Source organism: Streptomyces anatolicus, assembly GCF_019400875.1.
Taxonomy (GTDB): Bacteria; Actinomycetota; Actinomycetes; order Streptomycetales; family Streptomycetaceae; genus Streptomyces; species Streptomyces anatolicus.
The window spans coordinates 1-3,366 of record NZ_WMBF01000609.1; the positions used below are offsets into that span (position 1 = coordinate 1).

At 72.4% G+C, this 3,366-nt stretch carries 3 protein-coding genes; 2 read left to right on the plus strand and 1 reads right to left on the minus strand.

From position 1 onward, the window contains the following. On the plus strand, positions 1–554 hold a 554-nt coding region (locus GKQ77_RS30305), incomplete at its 5' end, for a GNAT family N-acetyltransferase (protein WP_219692321.1). Between the two features lie 55 nt (positions 555–609). Here GKQ77_RS30305 and GKQ77_RS30310 read toward each other — a convergent pair. Next, positions 610–1,437 carry a class I SAM-dependent methyltransferase gene (locus GKQ77_RS30310; protein ID WP_219692322.1) on the minus strand — a complete coding sequence of 276 codons (828 nt, stop codon included), beginning with the start codon at positions 1,435–1,437 and terminating at the stop codon, positions 610–612. 71 nt (positions 1,438–1,508) lie between these two features. On the opposite strand from GKQ77_RS30310, the gene GKQ77_RS30315 reads away from it, so the two are divergent. Next, positions 1,509–3,356 (plus strand): S9 family peptidase, encoded by a 1,848-nt coding sequence (locus GKQ77_RS30315; protein ID WP_258022236.1) that lies wholly within the window; start codon positions 1,509–1,511, stop codon positions 3,354–3,356. The last annotated feature ends 10 nt before the right edge of the window (positions 3,357–3,366 follow it).

Below are 3,366 nucleotides of genomic sequence, written 5' to 3' on the forward strand. Positions count from 1 at the left end.
GGGCGGGGCGGGAGGCGTGCATGGCAGAGGTGTTCTTGCGGCGGCTGAGCCGTTGGCAGGCGGAGCAGCAGCGGGAGGCCGTGGCCAACCTCTACGTAGAGGCCTATCGGGGTGTGGCGGGCGCCGAGTACAGCGACCGGCAGGGCTTTCTGGGGCGCTTCGAACGCGATGTCCAGCAGCCCGACTTCGACATGGTCGTCGCCGACTCCGGTGGCCTTGTCGGCGCCCTCTACGGGCATCGCGCCGCGCCCACCGGCGAGTGGTGGGAGGGGTTCCGCGGCATCCTGCCCGCCGGTGTCGAGGAGCAGACCGCTTCGGGCCGGGTCTTCCTGCTGAGCGAGCTGATGGTGGCGCCCGCCCACCGCGGGAAGGGCGTCGCCACCCGGCTGCGGACGCTGCTCCTGGCCCGGCACACCGCCGATGCCGTCGTCGCCGTCATCAAGCGGGACGACGAATTGGGGCGGGAGGTGCTGCGGGCCTGGGAGTGGGCGAAGCTGGGGGAGTTCGACCCCGGGCGCGAGGGGTGGCTGCGGGCGCCTACGCCGTTGCCCTGAGCTTGCGGGGAGGGAGGCGTCAGGGCTTGCTCGCCTTCAGGAGAGCCGCTTGTCGTCAGGAGGGCTTGCTCGCCTTCAGTGAGTACATGAGCGGGACGCGGGGGCGGTCCTTGGGGAAGCGGTAGGCGCCGTCGCGGATCTCCAGCGCGCCGAAGCGCGGGAAGAGCGTCATGTCGTGCTCGTGCAGGAAGTCGATGCGCAGGCCCGCCGCGGCGAGCGCGGAGACGACCTCTCCGATGGGGTGCTGCCACTCGACGGAGCGGTTGTGGACGGTCGGCGTCGTCGTGTCCACGTACCCGTGGGGGTCCTCCTCCACCCAGGCCTCACGCGCGAAGTAGTCGTGCTCCAGGTGGGAGCCCGTGGCGTCGTCCAGGATGTCGGTGAGCGGGTGGAACTCGGCGAGGTAGAGGAAGCCGCCGGGGGCGACGAGGCAGGCGGCGGTCTCGGCCCAGCGCTGGATGTCGGGGAGCCAGCAGAGCGCGCCCACTCCGGTGTAGACGATGTCGTACGCGGAGTCGGGGACCGCCTGCGCCGCGTCGTACACGTCCGCGGTGACGAAGGCGGCGCGCTCCGGGCCGAGGCCCAGCTCGGCGGCAAACTCCCGGGCCGCGTCGACGGCGGTCTCGGAGAAGTCGAGGCCGACCACGCGGGAGGCGCCGTGCCGCGCCCAGGACAGGGTGTCGAGGCCGATGTGGCACTGGAGGTGCAGCAGCGACCTGCCGCGTACGTCACCCACTTCCGCGCGCTCGAAGTCGCGCAGGGCGTCCTCGCCGGCGCGGAAGGCGGCGACGTCGTAGAAGTCGCTGGCCAGGTGGATCGGGACGCGTTCGTCCCAGCGTTTTCGGTTGGTCTCGCGCCAGTCCGCAGGGGTCTGTGAGTACATGTGCGGAAAGTTATCCACAGGCTGGGGACCTCGCCAGCGAATTGTCGGTGGGTGCGGGCACTATGGGGGGCATGAGCGAGACGGGTGCAGAGAAGGCCACGGGGTCGAAGTCCATGCCGGACTGGGAGAAGCGGTTCAGGGCACCACGGGTGTCGCTGCCGGACTGGGCGGAGGACGCGCCGCAGCGCTCCCTGTTCGTGTCGAACGCGACGGGGACGTATGAGCTGTACGCGTGGGACAGGACGACGGGCACCCAGCGCCAGGTCACCGACCGGCCGAACGGCACGACGGACGGCGTGCTCTCGCCCGACGGCGAGTGGATCTGGTGGTTCAACGACAAGGACGGCGACGAGTTCGGCGTGTGGCTGCGCCAGCCCTTCGCCGGGGGGCCCGACGAGCCCGCGGTGCCCGGCCTGGAGGGCTCCTACCCCGCGGGGCTCGCGCTCGGCAGGGACGGCAGGACGGTGGTCGTCGGACGCTCCACGGACGAGGACGGCTCGACGATCCACGTCGTGCGCCCGGATGCTCCCGGCGGCCCGGACGCGGGGCCCGTCGAGGTGTACCGCCACCGCGAGTCGGCGGGCGTCGGCGACCTCTCCCACGACGGCACGCTCATCGCCGTGGAGCACACGGAGCACGGCGACGCGATGCACTCCGCGCTCCGCGTGATCAGGACGGACGGCTCCACGGTCGCCGAGCTGGACGACACCAAGGGCGGCACGGTCGAGCTGGGTCTTGAGGTCCTCGGCTTCGCGCCGGTCCACGGGGACACGCGCCTGCTCATCGGGCACCAGCGCCGGGGCCGCTGGGAGCCGATGCTGTGGGACGTCGCGTCCGGCGAGGAGAGCGACCTCGCGCTCGGGCTGCCGGGTGATGTGAGCGCCGAGTGGTATCCGGACGGCTCCGCGCTGCTGATCGCGCACGGCTTCGAGGCGCGGGGCGAGCTGTTCCGCTATGACCTGGCCTCGCGGGAGCTGGTCCGCATCGAGACGCCCGCGGGCTCGGTCTCGGGTGCGACGGCGCGGCCCGACGGCTCCGTGGAGTACATGTGGTCCTCGGCGGCCGAGCCGCCGGTGGTGCGGTCCACCTCGGGTGGCGTGGTCCTGGATCCGCCCGGCATGAAGGCGCCGAGGTCCGTGCCGGTGGAGGACGTGTGGGTGGAGGGCCCCGGCGGCCGTGTCCACGCCCTCGTGCAGAAGCCCGCGGGCGCCTCCGGTCCGCTCCCCACGGTCTTCGAGGTGCACGGCGGGCCCACCTGGCACGACAGCGACTCCTTCGCGGCGGGCCCGGCGGCCTGGGTCGACCATGGGTACGCGGTGGTGCGGGTCAACTACCGGGGCTCCACGGGGTACGGCCGTGAGTGGACGGACGCGCTCAAGCACCGGGTGGGCCTCATCGAGCTGGAGGACATCGCGGCGGTCCGCGAGTGGGCGGTCACCTCGGGTCTCGCCGACCCCGACCGCCTGGTCCTCTCGGGCGGCTCCTGGGGCGGGTACCTCACCCTGCTCGGCCTCGGTACGCAGCCGGACGCCTGGGCAGTGGGGTTGGCGGCGGTGCCCGTCGCGGACTACGTGACGGCGTACCACGACGAGATGGAGGCCCTCAAGGCGATGGACCGCACGCTGCTGGGCGGCACGCCGGAGGAGGTCCCCGAGCGCTTCGCCGCGTCGTCCCCCTTGACGTACGTGGACCAGGTCAAGGCCCCGGTCTACATCTCGGCGGGCGTCAACGACCCGCGCTGCCCGATCCGCCAGATCGACAACTACGTGGGCCGGCTGGTCGCGCGGGGCGCGGTGCATGAGGTGTACCGGTACGACGCCGGGCACGGGTCGCTCGTCGTGGACGAGCGGATCAAACAGGTCGCCCTCGAGCTGGCCTTCGCCTCCCGGCATCTGGCGGGGGTGCCTCGGGTGGGGTGAGGTTCGCCTG